Annotated in this window: 3 protein-coding genes; 2 read left to right on the top strand and 1 reads right to left on the bottom strand. The window is 68.1% G+C overall.

From position 1 onward, the window contains the following. On the top strand, positions 1-732 hold a 732-nt coding region (locus J7E68_RS12700), incomplete at its 5' end, for an alpha/beta fold hydrolase (RefSeq protein WP_215173142.1). Here J7E68_RS12700 and J7E68_RS12695 read toward each other — a convergent pair. After that, entirely contained in the window at positions 671-1,918 is a 1,248-nt protein-coding gene (locus J7E68_RS12695) for a nitrate/nitrite transporter (RefSeq protein WP_285225345.1), read from the bottom strand. The two genes, J7E68_RS12700 and J7E68_RS12695, sit on opposite strands and share 62 nt — an antisense overlap. A 288-nt stretch (positions 1,919-2,206) precedes the next feature. On the opposite strand from J7E68_RS12695, the gene rpsT reads away from it, so the two are divergent. Next, positions 2,207-2,467, top strand: coding sequence for a 30S ribosomal protein S20 (gene rpsT / locus J7E68_RS12690; protein ID WP_053096545.1), 261 nt, complete (start codon positions 2,207-2,209; stop codon positions 2,465-2,467). Positions 2,468-2,548: the final 81 nt, after the last annotated feature.

Genomic DNA, 2,548 nt, shown 5'->3' with positions numbered 1-2,548 from the left:
CAGCTCGCCTACCTCGAAGAGCAGGGCATCGGTGCGGTGGCCATCGATCTACCCGGCCACGGCACGCGGATGAGCGAGGACTTCACCCTGCATGAGGCTCTGCACACCATCGACGTCGCCGTTCGCGATGCCGCCACCCGCGGACCCGTGCTCGTCGTCGGGCATTCGATGGGCGGCCTGCTGTCGCTCGCCTACGTCGGCGGGGCGGAGGCACCCCGGGTCGCGGGGCTCATCGCCGCGTCCTGCACGTCGCTCCCCCGTGGCGCGGGCCTCGCCGCCTACCGCGCCATCGCGCGAGCCGTCGATCGCCTTCCCGACCGAGGTATGTGGATCACGAAGCGCATCCTCGAGGCGACGATCCCCGAGGAGACACGATCCGACTTCGCCGCGGGCGGCTACGCCCTCGACACCCAGGACACGGCGCTGCGCACCCTCGCCACCCTCGATCTCGCGACCGCCGTCGCCCGGATCCATGTGCCGCTGTGGTTCGTGAACGGCGAGTGGGATCAGCGGCGGGTCAACGAGCCGCTCTTCCAGCGACTCGCGCCGCACGCGGAGCTCATCGTGGTGCCGCGCACCACGCACCTCGTCACCGCGATGCGTCCGAAGGTCTTCAACGCGGTGCTGCGCCTGGCCATCGCGACGATCGACGCCGACGCCACGGTGGCGGCTACGGCAGCGGCTGAGACTCCCGCAGCGGATCCCTCGCGGGCTGCCTCGCGAGAGCCGTGAGCGCACCACCGACGAGCGACAGCACCGCCGCGGCCACGAACACGAGCCAGAACCCGCCCACGAGTGCGACCAGACCCGCGCCGAGGACGGGGCCGATCAGCTGACCGAGCGCTGCGGTGACGTAGACGATGCCGAGGTCGCGCGCGTGGTCTTTCTCATCCGGCAGCAGGTCTGCGGCGAAGGCGAGACCGACGGTCGAGAACGCACCGTATCCGAGCCCCATGAGGGCTGCGGCCACCATCGTCGCCTCGAACGTGGGCACAAGAGCGATCACCACGCCCGAGGCAGCCTGTATGAGGGTGGCGAGGATGGTGAGCGTGCGCCTGTTGCCCGTGCGATCCGACAGCACGCCCGTGAACACCGACGCGAGCACCACGAACAGCGTGTAGACAACGATCAGGAGCAGCAGGTTGTCCTGCGCGACGGTCGTCTCCTGATGCAGACCATGAAGCAGGAAGAAGAGGAACAGCGCGGTGCCGAGCGCGTTGCCGATGTTGGTGACGAGGCGGCCCGAGAGCATCCAGGCGAAGTCCCGGTCGCGGAGAGACGCCCAGGGGCGACGATCCCGCGTCACGGGAGACTCCTCGACGAGAGCCGGAGGGTCGGGCAGAAGCAGAGCTGCGGCTGTTCCCACGACCGCGATGACCGCGGCGAGCAGCAGGTAGCCGTCGCGGATCCCGAGTCCGAGGAGCACCACGAGGCCGACCCCGAGTACGATCCCCACGGCCTGGCTGGATCCCACCGCTGCGGATGCCGCCCCACGCTGCGTCGCCGGCAGCTGGTCGGCGATCAGAGCGGTGAAGGCTGCGGATGACACGGCGACACCGATCGACACCCCCACCCATGCCCCGCCGACCGCCCAGGGGCCCTCACTGAACCCCGTGACGACGAGGAACACCGCCGTGAGCAGCACGCCACCGAGCGCCCAGGGCCGCCGCCGTCTGCGACCGACACCTGCGCGATCCGAGAGCGCACCGGCGATCGGACCCGCGACGATCCCCGCGAGGCCGCCGATGCCGAGCACCAGGCCCGACGAGATGACACCGGGGATCCAGTCGTCCTCCGAGGTGTTCAGCTGCAGGGGCAGGAGCAGCTGAACCGGCGTGAGCTGCACCGTCCAGATCGCCAACCACGCCAGCGTGAACACGGTCATCCACCGCGCACCGACTCTGCGGACGGAACTCATCGGTCACGGCGGGGAGGAAGGGCAGGGCGCATGTCGCTCCTTGACGTCGATGTCACGACGGTGATGTCGGGATACTGATGATTGTGCACCCGACGGGCGCTGTGCGCGATGCGCTGTGACAGAGAATCCCTCGTGTCGTGCCCTGCGGAGTCGTTTAGGGCGAACGGCCCGAGTGCTGGTAGAGTTGGTTCTTGGCTTGCGTGTGGGTTCTTCCCTCACGACCGCCGAGTGGAAGCCCTCTTCTTCTGCCGGCATTTCCTAACAACTCCGTACAGAAAGCGTCCACACGTGGCAAACATCAAGTCGCAGATCAAGCGCAACAAGACCAACGACAAGGCTCACGAGCGCAACAAGGCCGTGAAGAGCGAGCTGAAGACGCACATCCGCGCGACCCGCGCCGCTGTCGTCTCCGGTGACAAGGCTGCAGCCGAGGCTGCTCTGAAGGCTGCCTCCCGCAAGCTCGACAAGGCCGTCAGCAAGGGTGTCATCCACCAGAACCAGGCTGCGAACCGCAAGTCCTCCATCGCCAAGCAGGTCTCCGCTCTCTGAGCCGATTCCACGCCTGAGCGTGTGAAAAGAGCCCGTCCCGTTCGCGGGGCGGGCTCTTTCGTGCGTGGTCGACCGTTCGTG

This window comes from Microbacterium sp. ISL-103 (assembly GCF_018613995.1).
In the GTDB taxonomy this organism is placed as follows: domain Bacteria; phylum Actinomycetota; class Actinomycetes; order Actinomycetales; family Microbacteriaceae; genus Microbacterium.
This window is presented reverse-complemented; position numbering and strand designations above follow the sequence as displayed.